The organism is Streptomyces sp. Tu 2975, from assembly GCF_009832925.1.
Taxonomy (GTDB): domain Bacteria; phylum Actinomycetota; class Actinomycetes; order Streptomycetales; family Streptomycetaceae; genus Streptomyces.
In genome coordinates this window covers 6,694,065-6,715,071 of record NZ_CP047140.1, presented here as the reverse complement: position 1 = coordinate 6,715,071, position 21,007 = coordinate 6,694,065, and the positions used below count along the sequence as shown (strand labels likewise).

The 21,007-nt window shown below is 70.7% G+C and carries 20 protein-coding genes and 1 pseudogene; 8 read left to right on the top strand and 13 right to left on the bottom strand.

The annotated features are described in order from the left end of the window. Positions 1 to 70: 70 nt before the first annotated feature. Entirely contained in the window at positions 71 to 1,060 is a 990-nt protein-coding gene (locus tag GLX30_RS29890) for a Ku protein (RefSeq protein WP_159694042.1), read from the bottom strand. Positions 1,061 to 1,322: 262 nt separating this feature from the next. On the opposite strand from GLX30_RS29890, the gene GLX30_RS29885 reads away from it, so the two are divergent. After that, positions 1,323 to 1,829 carry a hypothetical protein gene (locus tag GLX30_RS29885; RefSeq protein WP_159694040.1) on the top strand — a complete coding sequence of 169 codons (507 nt, stop codon included), beginning with the start codon at positions 1,323 to 1,325 and terminating at the stop codon, positions 1,827 to 1,829. Positions 1,830 to 2,106: 277 nt separating this feature from the next. Here GLX30_RS29885 and GLX30_RS29880 read toward each other — a convergent pair whose 3' ends face one another. The 5 genes and pseudogenes from GLX30_RS29880 to GLX30_RS29860 form a co-directional block, all read right to left on the bottom strand. Further along, positions 2,107 to 2,613, bottom strand: coding sequence for a hypothetical protein (locus GLX30_RS29880; protein WP_159694038.1), 507 nt, complete (start codon positions 2,611 to 2,613; stop codon positions 2,107 to 2,109). Positions 2,614 to 2,798: 185 nt separating this feature from the next. Then, positions 2,799 to 4,247 carry a GH1 family beta-glucosidase gene (locus tag GLX30_RS29875; RefSeq protein ID WP_159694036.1) on the bottom strand — a complete coding sequence of 483 codons (1,449 nt, stop codon included), beginning with the start codon at positions 4,245 to 4,247 and terminating at the stop codon, positions 2,799 to 2,801. A 64-nt stretch (positions 4,248 to 4,311) separates the two neighbouring features. Beyond that, a pseudogene (locus GLX30_RS29870) lies at positions 4,312 to 5,234 on the bottom strand (carbohydrate ABC transporter permease). Further along, positions 5,231 to 6,250, bottom strand: coding sequence for a sugar ABC transporter permease (locus GLX30_RS29865; RefSeq protein WP_159694034.1), 1,020 nt, complete (start codon positions 6,248 to 6,250; stop codon positions 5,231 to 5,233). Before GLX30_RS29865 ends, GLX30_RS29870 begins: the two are co-directional and overlap by 4 nt. Before the next feature lie 100 nt (positions 6,251 to 6,350). Beyond that, positions 6,351 to 7,664 (bottom strand): extracellular solute-binding protein, encoded by a 1,314-nt coding sequence (locus tag GLX30_RS29860; RefSeq protein WP_159694032.1) that lies wholly within the window; start codon positions 7,662 to 7,664, stop codon positions 6,351 to 6,353. Between the two features lie 285 nt (positions 7,665 to 7,949). Here GLX30_RS29860 and GLX30_RS29855 point away from each other — a divergent pair, with 285 nt between their 5' ends. Further along, positions 7,950 to 8,966: a LacI family DNA-binding transcriptional regulator gene (locus tag GLX30_RS29855; RefSeq protein WP_159694030.1), complete on the top strand. Its 1,017-nt coding sequence runs from the start codon at positions 7,950 to 7,952 to the stop codon at positions 8,964 to 8,966. Between the two features lie 112 nt (positions 8,967 to 9,078). After that, positions 9,079 to 10,548, top strand: a complete 1,470-nt coding sequence (locus tag GLX30_RS29850; RefSeq protein WP_244258321.1) for a hypothetical protein — start codon at positions 9,079 to 9,081, stop codon at positions 10,546 to 10,548. 10 nt (positions 10,549 to 10,558) lie between these two features. Here the strand turns inward: GLX30_RS29850 and GLX30_RS29845 are convergent, their stop codons facing one another. The 4 genes from GLX30_RS29845 to GLX30_RS29830 form a co-directional block, all read right to left on the bottom strand. Then, the gene (locus GLX30_RS29845) at positions 10,559 to 11,296 is read right to left on the bottom strand and encodes a class I SAM-dependent methyltransferase (RefSeq protein ID WP_159694028.1); all 738 of its coding nucleotides are present in this window, start codon (positions 11,294 to 11,296) and stop codon (positions 10,559 to 10,561) included. 125 nt (positions 11,297 to 11,421) lie between these two features. Continuing rightward, positions 11,422 to 12,273, bottom strand: coding sequence for a nucleotide exchange factor GrpE (grpE, locus tag GLX30_RS29840; RefSeq protein WP_244258320.1), 852 nt, complete (start codon positions 12,271 to 12,273; stop codon positions 11,422 to 11,424). 47 nt (positions 12,274 to 12,320) lie between these two features. Next, positions 12,321 to 14,210 carry a molecular chaperone DnaK gene (gene dnaK, locus GLX30_RS29835; protein WP_159694026.1) on the bottom strand — a complete coding sequence of 630 codons (1,890 nt, stop codon included), beginning with the start codon at positions 14,208 to 14,210 and terminating at the stop codon, positions 12,321 to 12,323. A gap of 159 nt (positions 14,211 to 14,369) precedes the next feature. Then, the gene (locus GLX30_RS29830; protein WP_244258319.1) at positions 14,370 to 14,624 is read right to left on the bottom strand and encodes a DnaJ domain-containing protein; all 255 of its coding nucleotides are present in this window, start codon (positions 14,622 to 14,624) and stop codon (positions 14,370 to 14,372) included. A 124-nt stretch (positions 14,625 to 14,748) separates the two neighbouring features. On the opposite strand from GLX30_RS29830, the gene GLX30_RS29825 reads away from it, so the two are divergent. The 3 genes from GLX30_RS29825 to GLX30_RS29815 all read left to right on the top strand — a co-directional run bounded on the left by GLX30_RS29825 (position 14,749) and on the right by GLX30_RS29815 (position 16,274). Beyond that, positions 14,749 to 15,150, top strand: a complete 402-nt coding sequence (locus tag GLX30_RS29825) for a hypothetical protein (RefSeq protein WP_244258318.1) — start codon at positions 14,749 to 14,751, stop codon at positions 15,148 to 15,150. A gap of 74 nt (positions 15,151 to 15,224) precedes the next feature. Further along, a complete protein-coding gene (locus tag GLX30_RS29820; protein WP_159694022.1) occupies positions 15,225 to 15,707 on the top strand; it encodes a hypothetical protein in 483 nt (160 codons plus the stop codon). A 108-nt stretch (positions 15,708 to 15,815) separates the two neighbouring features. Next, positions 15,816 to 16,274 (top strand): Rieske (2Fe-2S) protein, encoded by a 459-nt coding sequence (locus tag GLX30_RS29815; protein WP_159694020.1) that lies wholly within the window; start codon positions 15,816 to 15,818, stop codon positions 16,272 to 16,274. Here the strand turns inward: GLX30_RS29815 and GLX30_RS29810 are convergent. Then, positions 16,261 to 16,911, bottom strand: a complete 651-nt coding sequence (locus GLX30_RS29810) for a cysteine hydrolase (RefSeq protein WP_159694018.1) — start codon at positions 16,909 to 16,911, stop codon at positions 16,261 to 16,263. The two genes, GLX30_RS29815 and GLX30_RS29810, sit on opposite strands and share 14 nt — an antisense overlap. Positions 16,912 to 17,067: 156 nt before the next feature. Here GLX30_RS29810 and GLX30_RS29805 point away from each other — a divergent pair, with 156 nt between their 5' ends. Next, positions 17,068 to 17,535 carry a pyridoxamine 5'-phosphate oxidase family protein gene (locus GLX30_RS29805; RefSeq protein WP_159694016.1) on the top strand — a complete coding sequence of 156 codons (468 nt, stop codon included), beginning with the start codon at positions 17,068 to 17,070 and terminating at the stop codon, positions 17,533 to 17,535. Here the strand turns inward: GLX30_RS29805 and GLX30_RS29800 are convergent. Next, the gene (locus GLX30_RS29800) at positions 17,524 to 18,438 is read right to left on the bottom strand and encodes a LysR family transcriptional regulator (protein WP_159694014.1); all 915 of its coding nucleotides are present in this window, start codon (positions 18,436 to 18,438) and stop codon (positions 17,524 to 17,526) included. The genes GLX30_RS29805 and GLX30_RS29800 overlap by 12 nt on opposite strands. Before the next feature lie 73 nt (positions 18,439 to 18,511). On the opposite strand from GLX30_RS29800, the gene GLX30_RS29795 reads away from it, so the two are divergent. After that, positions 18,512 to 19,498, top strand: coding sequence for a DMT family transporter (locus GLX30_RS29795; RefSeq protein WP_159694012.1), 987 nt, complete (start codon positions 18,512 to 18,514; stop codon positions 19,496 to 19,498). 164 nt (positions 19,499 to 19,662) lie between these two features. Here the strand turns inward: GLX30_RS29795 and GLX30_RS29790 are convergent, their stop codons facing one another. Beyond that, positions 19,663 to 20,994: an aminotransferase class I/II-fold pyridoxal phosphate-dependent enzyme gene (locus GLX30_RS29790; RefSeq protein WP_159694010.1), complete on the bottom strand. Its 1,332-nt coding sequence runs from the start codon at positions 20,992 to 20,994 to the stop codon at positions 19,663 to 19,665. Positions 20,995 to 21,007: the final 13 nt, after the last annotated feature.

Genomic DNA, 21,007 nt, shown 5'->3' with positions numbered 1-21,007 from the left:
CGGTGCCCGATCCCCGGCCTGTCCGGTCCGGGCGTACTGAGCGGCCGCGTCACCGGGACGGGCGCGCCGCCTAGGAGGCCCTCGGCTTCCGCCGTTCGGTGGCCTTCTTGGGGGTGGCCTTCTTTGCAGCGGTCTTGGCCGTGGTCCCGGCGGTGGTCTTCTTCGCGGTCTTCTTCCCGGTCTTCTCCGCGGTCTTCTGCGCCGGCGTCTTCCTGGCCGTCTTCTTGGCCGCCGTCTTCTTCGGCTCGGGCATCTCGTGCACGGTGGCGTGCCCGCCCTCGCCCCTGGATTCGCGCGCCTGCGTGACGGAGGCGTTGAGGGCGGCCATCAGGTCGACGACCTGGCCGCCCGGCTCCGCCGCCTCCGCGGAGGGGGCGGGCTGCTTGCCTTCGGCCTTGGCGGCGATGAGCTCCTCGAGGGCCTCGCGGTAATGGTCGGTGTAGCGGGAGACGTCCTCCTCCCCCATCGCGTCCATGAGGGCGATCGCCCCGTCGACCTCCGAATCGTCGATCTCCACCGCCGGCGGGGCCAGCGACTCCGGGGATCTGATCTCGTCCGGCCAGTGCATCGAATGCAGGACCAGGGCTTCGTCCTTGACCCGCAGCAGTCCGAGGCGCTCGCGGCCGCGGAGCGCGAACTTGGCCACGGCGACCTTCGACGACCGCTGCAGTGCCTGCCGCAGCAGCTTGTACGGCTTGGCCGCGACCTGACCGTCGCCCTCCAGGTAGTACGAGTCGCCGATCCGTACCGGGTCGATCGACCCAGCAGGCACGAACGCCACGATCTCGATCGCCTTCGCCGTCGGCAGCGGAATCTCCGCCAGGTCCTCGTCCGTCACGGCGACCAACTGGTCCTTCGAGACCTCGTAGCCCTTGACGATCTCGTTGTCGGACAGCTGCTTCCCGTCCAGCTCGCAGACCTTGCGGTAGCGCACCCGGCCCATGTCCTCCAGGTGGACCTGCCGGAAGGAGATGTTGTGGTTCTCCGTGGCGGGCACGACCTTGATCGGGATCGTGACCAGCCCGAAGCTGATGGCGCCGGACCAGATGGGACGGGGCATGAGCAACCTCCAGTACGGCCCCGAGCACTGTCAGGTTCTCAATTCTTGCGTCATTTTCTTCATCACGCCGACATGAGGACGGCCGACCTGGCACGGCAGTGAGAAGCGCAGGCCGGCACGGTGCCCCACGAGGGGCTGACGGGCCGGATCGCCCGCCTTACGATCATGCTCATGTCGATCACTCCGCGCGGGTACGCGCCGAGGGCCGGAGGTCACCATCGAACTGCGGGCACCGCACGGGACCGCCCCGACCGTCTACCAGGTGGAGGACGTGAGCGCGGCCGCCGTCGTCTTCGCCGACGGAGTGAACGCGCTGCTCCCGGACCAGGAGGACGGCGAGATCGACGGCACCGCCCTGACCGCCGTCCGATCCCTCACCCCGACCTGGCACCGGAGGTGCGGGCGCCGTCTCCTGTGGGGCATGATCGGGTTCTTCGTGGCGCTCGTCGCCTTCACCGTGGCCGCCGGCCTGGCGGGCACCGCGGTGTCGGTCGTCATCATGGCTTTGATCGGCGGGATCACCTGGGTATGCCTGGGGATCGGCGTGTACACGGTGCGGCGGGGGCTGCGCGAGCGGTGGCTGCGCCGGCACGGCATCACGGTGACCGCCACGGCGGCCGCGACGCCGGGCGCGTACGTATACATGGACGGCACCGGCACGTATCGGGGCTTCGTGCACGGTGAGGACGGCCCGTACGTCACTGTCAGCTACGACCCGCGCGATCCTGCGGACGTATTGGTACCCAGGCGCCGCACCTGCGCCTTCTGAACACGGTGCTCGGCTCGTTCCTGCTCCTGTGCTCGCTCGGCGGCGTGAGGATGCTGATCCTGCTGGTGGTGGACGCGTTCACCGGCGGCGAGATCAGCCGCGGCGCGGACGGTGTCTAGCCGCCTTCTGTCATCGACGATGCCGGCGGGGCACGCGCCGAGCCGTCGCGGAGAGTACGAGCGCCGGTTGTCGCTCCGTTGTCCTCGACGCCTGGAGGCCCGTTGGTTCATGGAACTGACACTTTTTCAGCGTGCATGCGCGGGTCGGTCCGTACGCCTCAGCAGGGCGTGTCCGTGGGTTCGGTGGAACGGGGTTGGGCCGCGAGGCGACCGGCTTCGGCCGTGACTTCGGCATCGACCTGATCCACTGTTCTGTCGCCGTGGTCGATGATGTCGTACTCGTCGTCGAGTTCGGCGAGCCGCTCCGTCAGGGGCAGCTCATGGCCGAAGCGCTCGTGAATCCGGAAAGTGAATTGCCGGGGTGTCAGCTCGCCGGCGAGCATGCGGCGTGCCAACGCTCGGACGGCGGCTTCTTGGCCGGCATCGCCTGCGACCGGATAGAAGGTGAGGCCGAGTTCATCGAGTGCTTCGGGAAGCAATGCGTGGATGTCGTGGTCCGCCTCGGCGCGTGTGCAGGCAGCGAGGACTCGAAGGCCGGGAGTGTCGAGTCCGGCGACGAGCGCATCACAGGCGGCATCGACCACGTCGCTCGCACGGACCTCCCCCAAGCTCCAGAGGGCGGCATGGTCCTGCAGGGCGGTTGCTGCTGCTTCGGTCGAGCTCACTCGCACATGATTGCCTTCACGGCGCGTCCTGGTCGAGCAGGTTCGGTCGAAGCCGCTGTTCAGCGGCCTCCTCCCGCATGACTCGTGCGGACTGCGAGTTGCGCATCGCGGTCTCCTCGTCGACCCGTGACGACCGGCGGGTCAGGGTCCGGTGCCGAGCACCGGACCCTGACCCGTGGCGGACGTCAGTCGAGCGGCGTCAGCGTGCTCGTGCGCGCCAGTTGCGCGTACCAGCGCGAGCTCACCTTGGGGATGCGCCTGCCCGTCGGGTAGTCGACGTAGACCGTGCCGAAGCGCTTGCTGAACCCGTAGCCCCACTCGAAGTTGTCCAGCAGCGACCAGAGGAAGTAGCCGCGCACGTCCACGCCCGCCTCGATCGCCCGGTGCACCGCTGTGAGGTGTCCGTGCAGGTAGGCGATACGGTCCGGGTCGCGGACCTCGCCGCTCGGGTCGACGTAGTCGTCGAAGGCCGCGCCGTTCTCGGTGATCACGAGAGGGAGGCCCGGCAGGTCCGCGCCCAGGCGCAGCAGGAGGTCGTGCATGCCGGTCGGGTCGACCGCCCAGCCCATGGCGGTGGTGCTGCCGGGTGGGAGGTGGAAGGCCACGTTGTCGGCGCCGACCCAGGGGCTGTGGTCGCTTCTGCCGTGGCCGTCGGAGCCATGGCTCGTCCCGTCGGCCGCGGCGGACACCAGTGTCGGCGTGTAGTAGTTGACGCCCAGGAAGTCGAGCCGCTGCTTGATCTCGGCGGTGTCGCCGTCGCGTACGAAGGACCAGTCCGTCAGACGGGCCGTGTCCTCCAACAGGTCGGCGGGGTAGGCACCTTCGAACATCGGCCCGGTGAAGACCCGGTTGGCGAGGGCGTCGATGCGGCGCGCCGCGTCGACGTCGGGCGACTGCCCGGTGAGCGGCCGCACATGATGGATGTTGAGGGTGACGGACACGTGCGCCCCGCCGGGCAGCGCGGCGCGCAATGCCTGGACCGCCTTGCCGTGCGCCAGGTTGAGATGGTGCGCGGCGCGAAGGGCTGCCACCGGCTCGGTGCGGCCGGGTGCGTGCACACCGGAGCCGTAGCCGAGGAAGGCGCTGCACCAGGGTTCGTTGAGGGTGGTCCAGGTGCGCACCCGGTCGCCGAGCGCGTCGGCGGCGAGTGCGGCGTACTCGGCGAATCGGTCTGCGGTGGCCCGCTCGGGCCAGCCGCCGGCGTCCTCGAGCTCCTGAGGCAGGTCCCAGTGGTAGAGCGTGGCGACCGGCTGGATGCCCCTGTCCAGCAGTTCGTCGGTGAGCCGGCGGTAGAAGTCCAGCCCCTTCTGCACCGCCGGGCCGCGGCCGGTGGGCTGCACGCGGGGCCAGGAGATCGAGAACCGGTACGCGCCGACGCCGAGGTCGGCCATGATGGCGACGTCCTCGCGCCAGCGGTGGTAGTGGTCGGTGGCGACGTCGCCGGTGTCGCCGTTGCGGACCTTGCCCGGGGTGCGGGCGTAGGTGTCCCAGATGGACGGGGTGCGGCCGTCCAGCGCGGCCGCTCCCTCGATCTGGTACGCGGCGGTCGCCGTTCCCCACAGGAAGCCCTGCGGGAAGGTGCGGGTGGCGGGCGCCTGGTCGGCGGGGGCGACGTGCCGGGTTGCGGTGGTCACGTGGGTCCTTCCGGTGACGGGAGACAACGGGAGAAGGGAAGAGGAGTGTCGGGCCCCAAGGCGCTCAGCCCTTGACGGCGCCCTGCATGATGCCGCCGACGATCTGGCGGCCGAAGACGACGAACATCGCCAGGAGCGGCAGCGTGCCCAGCAGGGCACCGGCCATGATCAGTGACTGGTCGCGGATGTATCCGGCGCTGAGCTGGGTGAGCGCGACGGGCACCGTCGGGTTGCTCATGTCCAGGGCGATGAACGGCCAGAAGAAGTCGTTCCAGGCGTGCACGAACGTGATCATGAACAGCACGGACATCGCGGGTCTGGCGATCGGCAGGACGATGCTCCAGAAGATGCGGAGCGAGTGGGCGCCGTCCACCCGGCCCGCCTCGACGAGTTCGTCGGGCAGGGCCTCGGCGAGGTACTGCCGCATGAAGAACACACCGACGGCGCTCACCAGGGTCGGGAAGATGACGGCGGGCAGCTTCTGCCCCAGCCAAGGTCGCTCATCATCATGAACAGCGGTACGACGCTGAGTTGGGGCGGCACCATCATCGTGCCGATGACCAGCATCAGCAGCGCGTTGCGTGCCTTGAACCGCAGCTTGGCGAAGGCGAAACCGGCGAGCGTGGCGAAGAGCACCGTCGCCAGCGCGATGCAGCCGGCGACGATCAGGCTGTTGACCATCGCCTTGCCCATGGCGGCCTCGTCCCAGGCCCTGGCCAGGTTCTCGAACAGGTTCGGTCCGGGCAGCAGCGGGGGCGGCGTCTGGGTCACCCGCGTGTTGTCCGTAGAGGCCGCCACCATCGTCCAGTACAGCGGGAACAGCGAGGTGAGCGCCGCGATCGCGAGGAGCACGTAGGCGAGCGGGCCGGCGTGGTGCTGACGGCCGGCCCGCATCCGCATCATCGGACGGCGACGGACCCTGCCAGGGGATTCCTGCACGGCGCCGGGCCCGTGTTCGGCCCGGGCCGGGAGACTGTCGGTGGTCATGATGCGGTGCTCCTGGTCGGTCCGGACCTGCGGGACGCGGCGCGCCTGACAAGGCGCTGCACGACGAAGACGAGGACCAGCAGGAGGAACATGACCCATGCGACGGTCGCGGCACGGCCCATCTGGTAGTTCTTCCAGCCCTCCTCGTACAGCAGCAGTCCGAGGGTCTGGTACTGGTTGTCGGCGCCGCCGGTGATGCCGTTGGGGCCCTGTCCGAAGATGAGCGGTTCGCCGAACAACTGCGTCGCGCCGATCGTCGACAGCACGATGGTGAAGACGATGGTGGAGCGGATTCCGGGGACGGTGACGGTGAGGAACTGCTGCCAGCGGGAGGCGCCGTCGATGGCGGCCGCTTCGTAACGCTCCCGCGGGACGGCCTGCATGGCGGCGAGGTAGAGCAGGGCGTTGTAGCCGGTCCATCGCCAGATCACGATCGTGGAGATGGCGATCTGAGCGGCCCACTTGTTGTTCTCGAAGTCGACGTTCTCGAAGCCGGCCAGGCCCAGCACCCAGTTGATCATGCCGAAGTCGCGTTCGAAGAGCATGGTGAACACGAGCGCGGCCGCACCGACCGAGGTGGCGTACGGGGTGAGGGCGGCGACCCGGAAGAAGGTCGAGCCGCGCATACGGTAGTTGAGCAGGTGGGCGAGGCCGAGGGCCATCAGCAGCTGCGGCACGGTGGAGATCACGCCGAGGGTGATGGTGTTGCCGACCGCGTTCCAGAAGCGTTCGTCCTCCCACAGCGCGACGTAGTTGTCGAAGGCCACCCACTCCATGACGTTCATGGTGGCGAGCTCGACCCGGTGCAGGGAGATCCACGAGGTGTACACGAGCGGATAGAAGCTGAAGGCCGCGAAGACGACGAAGAACGGGGCGACGAAGGCGTAGGGCGCGCCGCGCACGTCCAGGCGGTGGAGCAGGGCGCGCCGGCGCGGGGGCGCGGGGGCATCGGGCGCGCCGGGCGCCGGCTTGCCGACGGGTCCGCCGGCCGGCGCGACGGGGGTGGAAGCGGCCACGGGAACAACCTTCCTGTGAGGCCTGGGTACGGAGGGCTCGACCCCGGTGACCGCCTGCCCAGTGCGGGGCGGCGCGGTCACCGGGCGGACGGGGACGGGCTCAGCCAGTGGCCTTCTTGATCCGCTCGTCGGTGGTCTTCCAGGCCTCTTCCGGGCTCTTGTTCTGGGACTCGATCAGCGTCAGACCCTGCGAGAAGATGTCCTTGATCGTGCCGTCCTTGCGTCCGAGGACCTGCTCGTCGGGGATCTCCTGGGCCGCTGCGCCGAAGATCTCGCCGATGGGCGCCCCACCGAAGTACTCCTGCTCGGCCCCGGTCACGGCCGGCGACGTCAGCGCCTTCTGCGAGGAGGGGAAGTTCCCGAGCTTCTGGAAGACGAATTCCTGCTGCTCGGGCGCGGTGAGCCAGGCGACCAGCTTCTTCGCCTCCTCCTTGACCGGGCTCTTCTCCATCACGCCGAGGAAGGAACCGCCCCAGTTGGCGCCCTTGGGAGCCTTGGCGACGTCCCACTTGCCCTTGTTCTTCGGCCCGGCCTTCTCCGTGATGTGGCCGAGCATCCATGCCGGGCAGACGGTGGTGGCGAAGGTGCTGTTGGACAGGCCGGGGTCCCACCCGGGCTGGAACTGACGCAGTTTGGCGGTCAGTCCGGTCGTCGCGGCCTGCGAGGCGAGGTTCCAGGCCGCGGCGACGGCGGGGCTGTCCTGGTAGATCAGCTCTCCGTCCTTGTCGTAGAACTGCTCCGAGTTGCCGTAGATCATCGCGTTGAACAGGCCGCTGGCGCTGTCCATGAAGGACACGCCGTCACCCTTGGAACCGGCCTTGAAGTCCTTGCCGGCCTGGACGTACTTCGACCAGTCGCCCGCCCACAGCTTCGCCACCTCGTTCCGGTCCGTCGGCAGTCCGGCCTGCTCGAACAGGTCCTTGCGGTAGCAGACGGCCATCGGGCCGATGTCCGTGCCGAGCCCGATGAGCTTCTTGTCCGGGGTGGTGACCTGGCTGAGTTTCCAGGGCAGGTAGTGGTCGATGCCGGGGACGCCGGAGAGGTCGACGAACTTGTCGGCCTGGGTGTCCACGAGCTCCTTGGCCCGCCCGATCTCTATGCCCTGGATGTCCTTCAGTCCGCTGCCCGCCGCCAGGTGCGTCTGCAGGGCCGTGTAGTAGGTCTGCTCGTCACCGGCCACGTCGGCCTTGATGGTGACGTTCGGGTTCTCCTTCATGTAGCGGTCCAGCAGACCGGTCTCCTTGTACCCCATGACGCCGAAGAGGCCCATGGTGATGGTGACCTTGCCGTCCCTGACGCCGCCGCCGGTACCGGAGTCGCCGCCGCTGCTGCAGCCGACGATCAGACCGAGGGCGGCCAGTCCGGAGACGGTGCCCGTAATTCTTGTACGCAACAGCTTCTGATTCCTGGTCATGGGTGTCCTCCCCAGCGACGGTGCCGACGCACCGGTATGCGGACCTTTTGGTCCGCCGAGCGGCCCGATTCATCGGTGGGCACGTTCCCAAGCTACGATGGGAACGTGCCCACCAAGGTGCACGAAGACTGACGGCCTCGCTGTGCGCCTGTCAAGAACTTGAAACCAGATCGTCTTCCGAGGCACATCTCGGAGGCGAACCGGACTCATCGCAGGGCACGGCGCGGACTTCTGGCAAAATGCGCTGCCTGGCGGCGTGTCACGCCGATCGACGAGGGAGGAGCCATGGGGGGCAGCCGGCGGCCGACCATCAAGACCGTGGCCGCGCGGGCCGGTGTGGGCCGCACGACGGTTTCACGCGTCATCAACGGTTCGGAACTCGTCAGCGACGAAGCGCGGGACGCGGTCCTGGCGGCGATCGCGGAACTCGGTTACGTGCCGAACTCCGTCGCCCGGGGCCTGGTCACCAGCAGGACCGACTCGATCGCCCTGGTGATCCCGGAGTCGGAGAGCCGACTGGGCTCGGAGCCGTACTTCTCCGCGGTCATCCGGGGGGTCAGCACCGGCCTGGCCGACACCCGGACCCAGCTCCAGCTGGTCCTCGTACGGGACAAGGGCGAACAGGACCAGCTCACCGACTCTGTCGCCGCGCGCCGGGTGGACGGCGTACTGCTGGTCTCCGTGCACGAGCACGACCCCCTGCCGGGGCTCCTCGAGGACATGGGGCTGCCCACCGTGCTCGCCGGCCGCCGCTCCCCCGCCGAGTCGCTGAGCCACGCGCACTCCGACAACGTGGGCGGCGCCGCCGCCGCCGTGCGGCACCTGGTGGAACGGGGACGGCGGACCATCACGACGATCACCGGTCCGCTGGACATGGACGTCGGCCGGAGCCGTCTGCACGGCTGGCGCGACGCCCTCGGCACGGCCGGCCGGGACTCCGGCGGACACCTCGTCGCCGCCGCCGACTTCACCGAGGAGGGCGGTAGACAGGCCATGCGTTCGCTTCTTGAACGGGTCCCGGATCTCGACGCCGTCTTCGCGGCGTCGGACGTGATGGCCGTCGGCGCTATGAGCGAGCTGCGCGCGCAGGGCCGGCGCATCCCGGAGGACGTGGCGGTGATCGGCTTCGACGACTCGTTCATCGCCCGGCACACCGACCCTCCGCTGACGACCGTGCGCCAGCCGGTCGAGGAGATCGGAAGGACCATCGCCCGCATCCTGCTGGCCGAAATCACCGACCCCGGCGCTCGGCGTCAGCACGTGGTCCTGCCCACGGAACTCGTCGTGCGCGACTCGACGTGACCCCTCGGCGGGCAGCGTATCGCTCCGAGATTCGCCGGAGCGAGGCACAGGCCTCGCGAGAGACGCACGGCACCAGTCGGGGTCTTCAGCAGCCCCAGTAGGGTTCGGCCGCATGAACGATCCCGCCCTGAAGCTGCTGCGCACCCGTCAGGAACTCGCCGAACTCGCCGCCTTCCCGTTCAACTTCGACCTCGACCGTGCCGACCACGTGGAGGACGTCCGGCTGGCGTCCGGCGGCCCGTTGGAACCGATTGCCGGGGACGACACCGGCGGCACGTTCTTCGTATGCGGGGACGGCGCGGTGCTGTACGCGTCCTCGGAGGGCGACGCCGTACTGATCGCCGACAGTGTCACCGAGGCACTGGAGACGATCATCAGGCTGCCTTGGTGGTGCGAGGGGATCCGCCCGGGCCTCGACGAGGAGCAGTTGCTCGCCGCGGTCCGCGAGGGTGACGAGGAGGCACGCGAGCAGTTCGCCCCCGACCTGGACGCCCAGCGGGCGGCGTTGCTGAGCGGGCTGGGCCTGCCCGAGCGTCCCCTCGTCGAGCTGGCCGCCAGGGCGGAGGCCGCCGCGGGGCGCACGGAGCCGGATCATGTCCTGCTCAACGCCGAGGAGCTGGGGGCGTACCGCCTGCCCGGCGACCCGCCGCACCGCTCGCTGTGTGACGTCGTGCTGGCGCCGGGACGGGAGTCGTTGGAGAGGATGCGGTCCGGCGTGCCCGGCTCGTGGGAGGAGGTGGGCGCCGACGCGGTGCTGCGGGCCGGGGTGGTCCGCGCCGCGCAGTACGACCGCCGCGCGGACGACCTGCCGTTGCTGCGCTTCCTGCTGGAACGCGAGAGCACCGAGCGGACCGAATGGTTCGAGGAGAGCCGCCTGGCCGCCGTCCTCGTCGGCCTGCACGGCCGCGCGGAGGATGTGCCGCTGCTGCGAAGGGCGACCGGCGGCGAGGTGACGGATGCCGCCGGCGCCGTGGACCGGGCACGGACCGAGGACGCGGAGCATTACGGCCAGGACCCGTCGAGGCAGTGCGAGTTCACCTGGATCGAGCTTGCCCGACGGCAGGGCCGCACTGAACACGCCCGCGTCGCGCTGATCCGCATGCTCGACGACACGGGCCCGGACGCGGCGCGGCTCAAGGAGTTGAGCCGCGCGCTGGAACGGCTCGGTGACCACGCGCAGGCGGCCCGGGCGCAGTTCGGCCTGCTGTCGTTGCAGGTCACGGGGTGGGACCGGGCCGCGGAAGCCTACGTTCTTGCGCGGCTGGAGCGCCGCAACGGTGACCTGAGGGCGGCGCGACGGGCGTTGGAGCGGGCACGGGCGGCCGTGGGACTCGACGGGGCCGCACCGGACGAAACGGTGTTCGAGTGGCACCGCCGGAACCTCGGCCGGATGATCACGGAGCAGCATCTGGAGCTGGTGCTCGCGGCCGTGGAGGCCGGTGAGACGGACCTCGCACGGGAGACGATGCGGCACGGGAAGGTCCTGCTGGACAGGATCGCCAAGCAGTTCCGCTCATCGCTGGGTGATCTGCCGGCCCGGGCGACGTGGGCCGTCGCACAGCTCGACCGGGGGCCGTCGTAGCTTGCCCGGTTCAGTCCGTCGTGCGCCGCAGGACCAGGGAGACGAAGCCCCAGCTGTCGCGGTAGACGCGCAGCCAGTCGGACCGGTGGGCAGTGGCCGCCGCGAGCGCCTGCGTACTGTCCGGATCGTCACGGTGGTCGAGAGCCCAGGTGGCCAGCGATCCCGTCCATGACCACTCGTAGGCATCGAGCTCCTGACGGGTGCTCACATGCCCGTGGACCGGGGTCCATCCGTCGTCGACGACCCGCTCCACGGTGGTCGCCAGGTCAGTGAGGTCCCCGAGCATTTCGACGGCCTCCTGCGAGGGCTCGCGTTTCCAGAAACCGTCCCCGATCAGGACGCGGCCCCCGGGCGCCAGGTGTGTGCGGGCCGCCGCGAGGGTGGGGAGCAGCCCGCCGAAGGCGTGCGCCGCCCCCGTACTGATCACAAGATCGAAAGTGTGCGGGGAGTCGAAGCCGGCCGCGTCGCGGTGATGGAGGGCGAGGCGCTCGTGAACCCCGAGCTCGGTCGCGGTCTCCCTCGCTCGGGCCAGGGCGTCCTCGGAGACGTCGACGCCGTCGCCCTTCAGACGGGGCTGCGCGGCCAACGCGCGCAGCAGCCATTCCCCGCCGCCGCAGCCCAGATCCAGCACGCGCTCGGCGCCGGACCGGATGCCGTGCCGGAGCAGGAGGCGTACGGAGTCGTCGTCCAGCGGGGACGCTACGGGATGATCGGCATGGGCGAGTCGGGAGATCTGTTGACGGTCCACCGGCGCAGCCTGACAGGGCCGGTGGACGCACGCACCTGCTTTTCCGGGCGGCGGGGTCGGGCCGGAAACCGGTAGCGTCCGGGCCGGAAGCCAGGGCCGGCACCGGACGCCGGGGCCGGAACGGGTCAGTGCTCGGGCCGGATTCCCCGCTCGCCGCCCTCCCCCGCCCCGCCGTCCGGCCGTTCGGGACGAGTGTCCCGCTCGCCGGCAACCGGCGAGCCGTCCGCCGGAGCGGCGTCCCCGTCCGAACCGGTGCCCCCGTCCGCACGGGGACCCGGCCCGCCCGCGGCGGTGGTCGGCGGACCGGTGACCACGACCTGCGCGGGCCGCAGGAGATGGTCACCGACCCGGTAACCGGGCCGCAGCACCGCGCTGCAGACGGGGTGCTCCTGCCGCTCCGATTCCGTGTAGTCGAGCGCCTCATGGGCCGTCGGATCGAACGGCTCCCCCACCTCTCCGACGGACTGCAGCCCGAGAGCGGCCAGTCGGTCCTCGAGGAGGTCGGCGACCGACGTGAACCCCTTCGACGTCTCACCGTGCTCGCGTGCCTGGACGACGGTGTCCACGACTGGCAGGAGGGCGCCGAGGACGTTGGACACGGCGATCTCCTGCACCGCTCTGCGGTCGCGTCGCACGCGCTTGCGGTAGTTGTCGTACTCGGCCTTCGTCCGTTGCAGATCGGCGGTCCGTTCGGACAGCTGTGAGCGCAGCTTTGCGACCTCCGAGGGTTCGTCGCCGCCGGGCGCGTCGGCCTCCGGCGCCCGTTCCGGTGCCGGAACCCGCCCCTGCCCGTGTTCCTGTCCCGCAGCCTGGCCGTGCTCCGGCTCCGGGTGGGGGCGCGGGTGCCCGGCGGCGTCCGCCCCGGGCATCCGCGACGCCACGGCGTCGGTGTTCCCCGGGGCCCCGGGCCCAGGTGCCTCGGCCGTCCCGCGCGGCTCGAGGACCGGATCGATCCGGCGCCGGCCGGCGATATTCACGGGCGGATGCTGCTCCTTCCCGTGAGGGCGTCGGTCGTTCGGGACGCTCATCCTTCGCCTCCCTGCCGCTTGTCCTCGTCGACGATCTCCGCGTCGACGACCTCGTCGTCCGCCGGGCTCCGTCCCTCGCCGGCCGCCTGGTCGCCGGCGGACCCCGACGCCCCCGTAGCGCCCGCTCCGCCCTCGGGCCGGGCCTTGGCGTAGATGGCGGAGCCGACCTTCTGGGCGGCCACGCTGACCTTTTCCGTGGCCTCGCGGATCGCGGTCGTGTCGTCGCCCTCGAGCTTCTCCTTCAGCTCGGTGAGAGCCGTCCCGACCTCCAGCCCGGCGTCCTCCGGGACCTGGTCCGCCTGGTCTCGCAGCAGCTTCTCGGTGGTGTACACCAGGCCCTCCGCCTGGTTCCGGGTCTCGGCCGCCTCCTTGCGGCGCCGGTCATCCTCCGCGTGCTGCTCGGCCTCACGCATCATGCGGTCGATGTCCTGCTTGGGCAGGGCGGAGCCGCCGGTGACGGTCATCCTCTGTTCCTTGCCCGTGCCGAGGTCCTTCGCGGTCACGTGCATGATGCCGTTGGCGTCGATGTCGAACGTGACCTCGATCTGCGGCACCCCGCGCGGGGCCGGCGGCAGACCGGTCAGCTCGAACATCCCGAGCTTCTTGTTGTACGCCGCGATCTCGCGCTCGCCCTGGAAGACCTGGATCTGCACGGACGGCTGGTTGTCCTCGGCGGTCGTGAAGACCTCGGACCGCTTGGTCGGGATCGTGGTGTTGCGCTCGATGAGCTTGGTCATGATGCCGCCCTTGGTCTCGATACCGAGGGACAGCGGGGTCACGTCCAGCAGAAGGACGTCCTTGACCTCGCCCCGCAGCACGCCGGCCTGGAGCGAGGCGCCGATGGCGACGACCTCGTCCGGGTTCACACCCTTGTGCGGCTCCTTGCCGGTCAGTTCCTTGACCAGCTCGGTGACGGCGGGCATACGGGTCGAGCCGCCGACGAGGATCACGTGGTCGATGTCGTCGACGCTGATGCCGGCGTCCTTGATCGCGTTGTGGAACGGGGTCTTGCAGCGCTCGAGCAGGTCGGACGTCAGCTGCTGGAACTGGGCGCGGGTGAGCTTCTCGTCCAGGTGCAGCGGGCCCTCGGCGGAGGCCGTGATGTAGGGCAGGTTGATCGTCGTCTCGGTGGCGGAGGAGAGTTCGACCTTTGCCCGCTCGGCGGCTTCCCGCAGTCGCTGCAGGGCCATCTTGTCCTTCGAGAGGTCGATGCCGTAGCCGTTCTTGAACTGCGTGACCAGATGGTCGACGACGCGCTGGTCCCAGTCGTCACCGCCGAGGTGGGTGTCTCCGTTGGTGGCCTTCACCTCCACCAGGCCCTCGCCGATGTCCAGCAGCGAGACGTCGAAAGTGCCGCCACCGAGGTCGAAGACGAGGACCGTCTGGTCGTTCTCCTTGTCCAGGCCGTACGCGAGCGCTGCGGCGGTGGGCTCGTTGATGATCCGCAGCACCTTGAGACCGGCGATCTCCCCCGCCTCCTTCGTGGCGGTGCGCTGCGAGTCGTTGAAGTACGCGGGTACGGTGATCACGGCGTCGGTCACGTCCTCGCCGAGATATGCCTCCGCGTCCCGCTTCAGCTTCTGCAGCACACGGGAGGAGATCTCCTGCGCGGTGTAGCGCTTGCCGTCGATGGAGCCTTCGTCCGGGAAGCGCCACTGCGCCTCCCCCATGTGCCGCTTGACCGAGCGGGCGGTGCGTTCGACGTTGGTCACCGCCTGACGCTTGGCGATCTCCCCGACGAGCACTTCGCCGCTCTTCGCGAAGGCGACCACCGAGGGCGTGGTCCGCGCACCCTCGGTACTGGCGATGACCGTCGGCTCTCCGCCTTCGAGGACGGACACCACCGAGTTCGTCGTACCGAGGTCGATTCCGACTGCACGGGTCATCTCAGCTCTCCTTCCTGCACAGCCTCGTCGGCGCGCCCGCCGGGGTCACGCCGTGCCGGAGGTCCGACCGCGGTGGACACTGCGCCACCGCACGTGCGGAGACGGCGGTTCACGGCCACTGCCACGGGTCCACGTCCATGGCCCACCGCAGCAGCAGGGTCAGCGGATCCGAGGAGTACGGGGCCTCCTTCGGAAGGACGTGTACCCGGACAGGGCCCGCACGCACGCTCGGCCCTCGCAGCGCGCTTCCCAGGACTGACCGGAGTCCGGGTGCAGGGCCCGGATCTGCCGGCGGTACGCCGTGGTGATCTGGCGGGACGTCGCGGACGGCTCGACGCCGAGCACCGTGTAATGGTCACGGAAGAGGGACGGCCCCGGCATCTCGCCCACCTCCTTTCCCAGCGGGGCGGCCATGGAACCGGCTGATCCTCGTCACATACGTACCTAAAACTTGAGTCGGGTGTTGTCAAGGCATCCCCTGCGGACATACCTAGAATGGAAGCTGCAGGCCGCATCCGACGGGATGGAGGTGGACGACGTGATCACCGAGATGGCAGTCGAGCGCGTGGAGTTCACCTGCGGCAGGTGCTGGCACGAGTGGAGCGCCGACTACGACGTCCAGCAGTACCGCGACGAGCACGGCGGGCAGTGGGAGTACTTCTCCCGTGACGGCACGCCGGTGGCCTCCCCGTACACGCCCGCGGGCGCACCACCGTGTCCGATCTGCGGCCGCCGATGGGTGGGCCGCATCCTGGCGCGGCGGCCCGTCCCCCCGCCTCCGGGGGCGGCCCATACGCCCCGGCTGAAGATCGCCGACACGTCCGGGCACCGCTCGGAGCGGCACGGGGCGCGTCTCCTCGGGTCGTCCGCGCACGTCCAGCCCGAACCGCTGGGGCCGCCGGCGGACGAGAACAGCGACGAGTCCCGCGTGCCCCGCTGACCCGACCGGCGGAAGGCCGCGCGGGCGGCACTGCGGCCCTGAGCGAGAACACGTTCCGAAGGAGGTGCAGCGCCATGGCCCGCCTTGCAGTCAAGGGCGAGGAGCTGATCGTCGAACTGGCCTGGTGGGAGAAGATCACCGCACGGCACACGGACGTCCGGGTGCCCCTGGCGGCAGTGGAGAAGGTGACGGTGGACCGCGACTGGCGGCGCGCCGTGCGCGGCGAGCCCTCCCGGGGCGCGTGGATCGCTGACCTGCTGTATCTCGGCGTGCGCGACGTGCGCGAGCAGGCGGACGTGCGGGACTTCGTCGCGATCCGCCCCCGTCGCGGTCCCGTGGCGCGCGTCGACCTTCGACCGGCGGCGTCGCCGTTCGCCCGTGTCGCCGTCACCGATCGAGTCCCCGAGACGACGGCGGCCACCGTGCGTACGGCCGTGAGCCACCACCTGCTCGCGCCGGCCGCATCCGGTTGCGCCGATCCGGATCCGGCACCACGCAGAAGGCCCGCGTGGCTGCCGGGGCGGTCTCCGGCACCGGCTCCCCCGGCAGGCATCTGAGCCACGGCTCCCTGAGAAATTCCTGATTCCCTGAACGTCGCGGCCCCTCGGCGCGTACAACATCACGAACCGGCCGGTACGAGGGCCGGACGAGACGAGGGAGCGAGCATGACCGGAACGCAGGGGACCGCCCGGACCGTGGCGCGCCGTACCGTCGTCGCCGCCGTGGGCGGGGCCGGTCTCTCCGTCGCCCTGACGGCGTGCGGCGGCTCGGACGACTCGGGGCAGTCCGTGTCGGACAAGCCGGCCGGCGAGGGCGCCGCGTCGGGAGGCGGCACCGGCGGTGGCACGGTGATCGCCAAGACCACCGACATCCCGGAAGGCGGCGGAAAGATCGTCGGCGACGTGGTGATCACCCAGCCGGTGGCGGGCGAGTTCAAGGCCTTCTCGTCCAAGTGCACACATCAGGGCTGCGCGGTGACGGCCATCTCCGACGGCACCATCAACTGCCCCTGCCACAACAGCCGGTTCGACGCCGCGGACGGCAGCGTCAAGGCAGGTCCGGCGACGAAGCCGCTGCCGTCCGCCGCGATCACGGTGGAGGGTGACTCGATCAAGCTCGCGTGACGCGACGCGGCCCTTCCCAGCAGGAGACCACCTCGTCGGTGGTGGCGATCGTCGCCACCACCGACAGGGTGTTGCGGATCATCGCGGGGGTGTACTCGGGGGGCACTCCCGCGATGGCGTCCGCCACGACGACGGCGGTGTAGCCGAGGTTCACCGCGTCGAAGACGGCGTTGGGCACCGCCACGTTCGCCGACACCCCGGTGACGACAAGGGTGCGGCAGCCGAGGTTGCGCAGGATCGGGTCGACGTCCGTGCCGGCCAGCGGCGACAGGCCGTGCAGTCTGCGCACGACGATGTCCTCTGGCGCCACGTCGATCGGTGCGGCGATGCGCACCGCCGCGGAGCCGGTGTGCTGCCGGACGGGCAGCCGTGCGGCGGCCCTGAACAGCCGTGCATTCCGGTTGGATCCTCTGCCGTCGGGCCGCCGCTCGGCCACAGCGTGCAGCACCTGAACTCCGGCGTCGTGGGCGGAGGCAACCAGCCGGGCGACGTTGCGGAGGGCACCTGAGGAACTCGCCGCCGCGGCCAGTTCCGGCAGGGCACTGTCCTTGCCTACGACGCCCTGCTGGCATTCGACGGTGAGGAGCGCGGTGGTGGGCGCCTCGAGTTGCTCCAGAAGCTGATGGAAGGATGACACGCGGCTCCTCCTCGATGTCCCGGCCTTCGGTACGGGAGGCGCGACGGTAGCCGCCGTTGCGTACGAGGGGAAGAGCCTCCATGCTGGCGGGACAACATTCCTGACGGGTCGTCAGCCATGGATCCGCCGTGTCAGCCGTTGCCGGGGAGGCCGCACATGACCGCCGTACAGCGCCGGGGCCGTCGCATCATGATGACCCCCGCGGAAGTGGACGCGTTCCTGACGCAGCAGCGGACCTGCCGGGTGGCCACGGTGTCGCCCGACGGGCGTCCGCACGTCAGCGCGCTGTGGTTCGCCTGGGACGGCACGTCACTGTGGCTCTACTCCCTCACCCGCAGCAGGCGCTGGGCGGAGCTGCGCCGCGATCCCCGGCTCGCCGTGGTCGTCGACGCCGGCGAGGAGTACGGGGAGCTGCGGGGCGTCGAGCTGTCCGGCACGGCCGTGTTCGTGGGCGAATCCCCGCGGACCGGCGAGCATTGCCCCGAACTGGCCGCACCCGAAGCCCTGTTCGCCCGCAAGAACTTCGGGCTCGACGAGATGCCCCACGACGGCCGGCACGCCTGGCTGCGGCTCACCCCGGACGCGGTCGCGTCCTGGGACTTCCGCAAGCTGTCAGCGCTCTGACTCCTCGACCGGCCCGGCGGCGGCGCGCAGCGCCTCCACCGCCGCCCTGATGGAGGGCCTGCGGTCGGCGTCGGTGCGCCACACCGCGTAGACGTGGCGGCGCATCCGCTGCCGTACGGGGACGAGCGCGACACCCTCGGGAACGGGGCCCCGGCCGAGCCGGGGCGCCACGCAGACGCCGAGTCCGGCGGCAATCAGTGCGAGCTGGGTGTGGTGTTCGCCGGCCCTGTGCCCGATCCGCGGTTCGAAACCCTTGGAGCGCAGGGTGAACATCAGCCACTCGTGGCAGAACTCGCCCTCCGGCCAGGACACCCACTCGTCGTCGGCGAAGTCCTCCAGATCGACCTCCGGGCGGTCCGCCAGGGGATGACTCGCGGACATCGCGACATCGGGCACGTCGTCGAGCAGGTGCACCTGCGCCAGGCCGCCGGGGACGGGAAGCCGTTTGTTGCTCCAGTCGAGCACCACGGCGAGGTCGAGATCCCCGCGGATCACCGCCCTGACCCCTGCCTCGGGCTCCAGTTCCGTGGAGAGTACGCGCAGTTCGGGGTGGTCCCGGCGCAGGGTGGACACCGAGGCCGGGAACAGGCCGCGGGCCGCGGTGGGGAACGCGCCGATCCTGACCTCACCGACCGCCTGCCCTCTCCGGGCCTCGATGTCGGACTGGGCGAGCTCGACCTGGGAGAGAATGCGCGCGGCATGGTCGGCCAGAAGCCGGCCGGCGTCGGTGAGGCGCACACCGCGGCCGTTCTTCGCCAGCAGCTGCTGGCCGACCTCCCGCTCCAGCTTCGCCATCTGCTGGGAGACGGCCGAGGTGGTGACGTGCAGCCCGTCGGCGGCGGCGCTGACGGAGCCGTGCCGGGCCAGCGCGTCCAGGGTGCGCAGTCGCTCCAGGTTCAACATGTAAGCAATACTAAGCGAAGAGGTCGAGGAATTCTCGCTTGTTCTAAGACGTGAGAGGCGAGATCGTGGGGCCATGAGCAGCGCAACGACCGAGGCCGACGAGGCCCGCGCCCGTACCCTTCCCCCGGCCCCGCCCGGCCCCGCCCCCGCCGGGACCGCCTCCGCCGTTCGCCCGCCCCGCCGGGCCGTGGACTGGCGCATCCGCTTCGCGGTGCTCTCCGCCGTGTGGGGCTTCAGCTTCCTTCTCATCAAGGTGGGCACGGGGGCGTACGCGCCGTTCCAGGTCACCTTCGGCCGCCTCCTCTTCGGCACGGCGGTGCTCGCGGTCGCGATGGCGGTCCGCCGTGACCGGCTGCCGAGCGGCCTTCGCACCTGGGGTCATCTGACGGTCGCGGCCTTCCTGCTCAACGCGCTGCCGTTCTCGCTCTTCGCCTATTCCGAGCTCACGATCCCCTCGACGCTCGCCGGCATCTGCAACGCCACCTCGCCGCTGTGGGGCATGGCGCTCTCCCTCGTCGCACTGTCCGAGGACCGGCCGACCCGGCGGCGCGTCGCGGGTCTCGGCATCGGGTTCCTCGGCGTGCTGACCGTCCTCGGCGCCTGGCAGGGCTTCTCGGGGCTCGACTTCTCCGGCACTGCCATGGCGCTGCTCGCCTCGCTCAGCTATCCCATCGGCTGGATCTACGTACGCCGCACCCTGGCGGGCTCCAGCCACTCCCACCTCTCGCTGACAGGTGCCCAGCTGGGCCTGGCGACCGTCCAACTCGCCGTCGTCACCCCGCTGTTCACCACGGTGCCGGACTCGTTCCCGCTCGTGCCCCTGCTCGCGGTGATCGCGCTCGGCGTCCTCGGAACGGGACTGGCGCTGCTCATCCAGTACGGGCTGGTGGCGGAGGTCGGACCGACGACGGCACAGATGGTCACCTACTTCATCCCGGTCATCGCCACGGCGGCGGGCGTGGCACTGCTCGACGAGCACCTGGCCTGGAACACCCCGGTGGGCGCGCTGATCGTCCTGGTGGGCGCGGCGCTGACGCAGAGCCGACCGAAGCGGGGCTGAGCCCGGCCGGTCACCGGCGCCCCGAGGCGGACGACCGCCGGGAGCCTCGGACGGCCGGGCGAGGCGGAGGTGAGTCGGGCCGAGCTCCCGTGGCCTCGGGCGGCCGGGCCCGCTGCCACGGTACGCACCGGCGCCGGGACCGCCGGCGCCGCGTACCGTCCGGATCAGCCGTAGCTGCGGGCGGGCATCGGGCCGACCGCCGAGGCCACCGCGTCGGCGAGCGGCTCGATGTCGGCGGACGTCAGGTCCGAGACGGTCAGGCGGACACCGGGCGGCGACGACATCCGGAAACGCGCCCCGGGGGCCACCGCCCACCCGGCGTGCAGCAGCCGTGCCACCACTCCCGTCTCGTCCTGGACGGGCACCCACACGTTCATCCCACTGCGACCGCGGGCCTCGACGCCCCGCTCGGCCAGCGCGCCGACCAGGGCGTCGCGCCGTTCGCCGTAGGAACGGGCCACGGCGGCGGGGTCGACGGCGCCGGAGGCCCAGAGGTGCGCAACGGTGTGCTGCAGCAGCCGGCTGACCCAACCTGGCCCGAGACCGAGCCGTCCCTGTACGCGGTCGACGGTGACGGTGTCCCCGGTGAGGACGGCGACCCGCAGATCGGGCCCGTAGGCCTTGGCCGCGGAACGCACGAACACCCAACTGTCGGTCGGCCCCGCGAGAGGGTACAGCGGCTGGTCGACGATGGCGTGTCCGTGGTCGTCCTCGATGAGCAGGGTGCGCGGGAACCGCGCGAGCACGGCGCGCAGTTCGTCCGCGCGCTTGCGGCTCAGGACCGCGCCGGTCGGGTTCTGCGCCCGGTCGGTGACGACGATCGCCCGGGCTCCCGCGCCGAGCGCCTGCTCCACCTCCCCGGGCAGCGGCCCGTCGTCGTCGAGTGCGACGGGCAGTGGCTTGAGGCCGAGCGCGGATACGAGATCGAGCAGACTCCCCCAGCCCGGGTCCTCGACGGCGACGGCGTCGCCGGGCCGCAGATGTGCGACGAGGACCCGCTCGATGGCGTCCAGCGATCCGGAGGTGGCGGCGAGCGGCCCGGCGGGGACCCCGTCGGCGTCCATCGATGCGCGTGCGAGGCGCACGAACTCCGGGTCGAGCGGCGCCCTTCCGTACAGTCCGGGCGCCTTTGCGTGCCGTCCGGCCGCCGCGGCGAGCGCCTCGTGCAGCGGCGGCAGGAGCGCCGGATCCGGGTTGCCCTCGCCGAGATCGCGCACGCCGGGGGGTGCGTCGACCCGGATCGATCCGCGCACGGTACTGGCCGGGCGGTGGCGCACCCGGCTGCCGCGGCGGCCGTCGGTCTCGATCACTCCGCGTTCCCGCAGGGTCCGGTAGGCGGCGGCGACGGTGTTCGGGTTCACCCCCAGCTCCGTGGCCAACTCCCGCATGGGAGGGAGCAGTCGGCCCGGTTCCAGCTCCCCGGAGCCCACTGCCCGCTCGACGCTCGCGGCGATCTCGGATGCACGCCGCCCAACGATCCGAGTCTCTCCTAGCACAAAAGACATTATG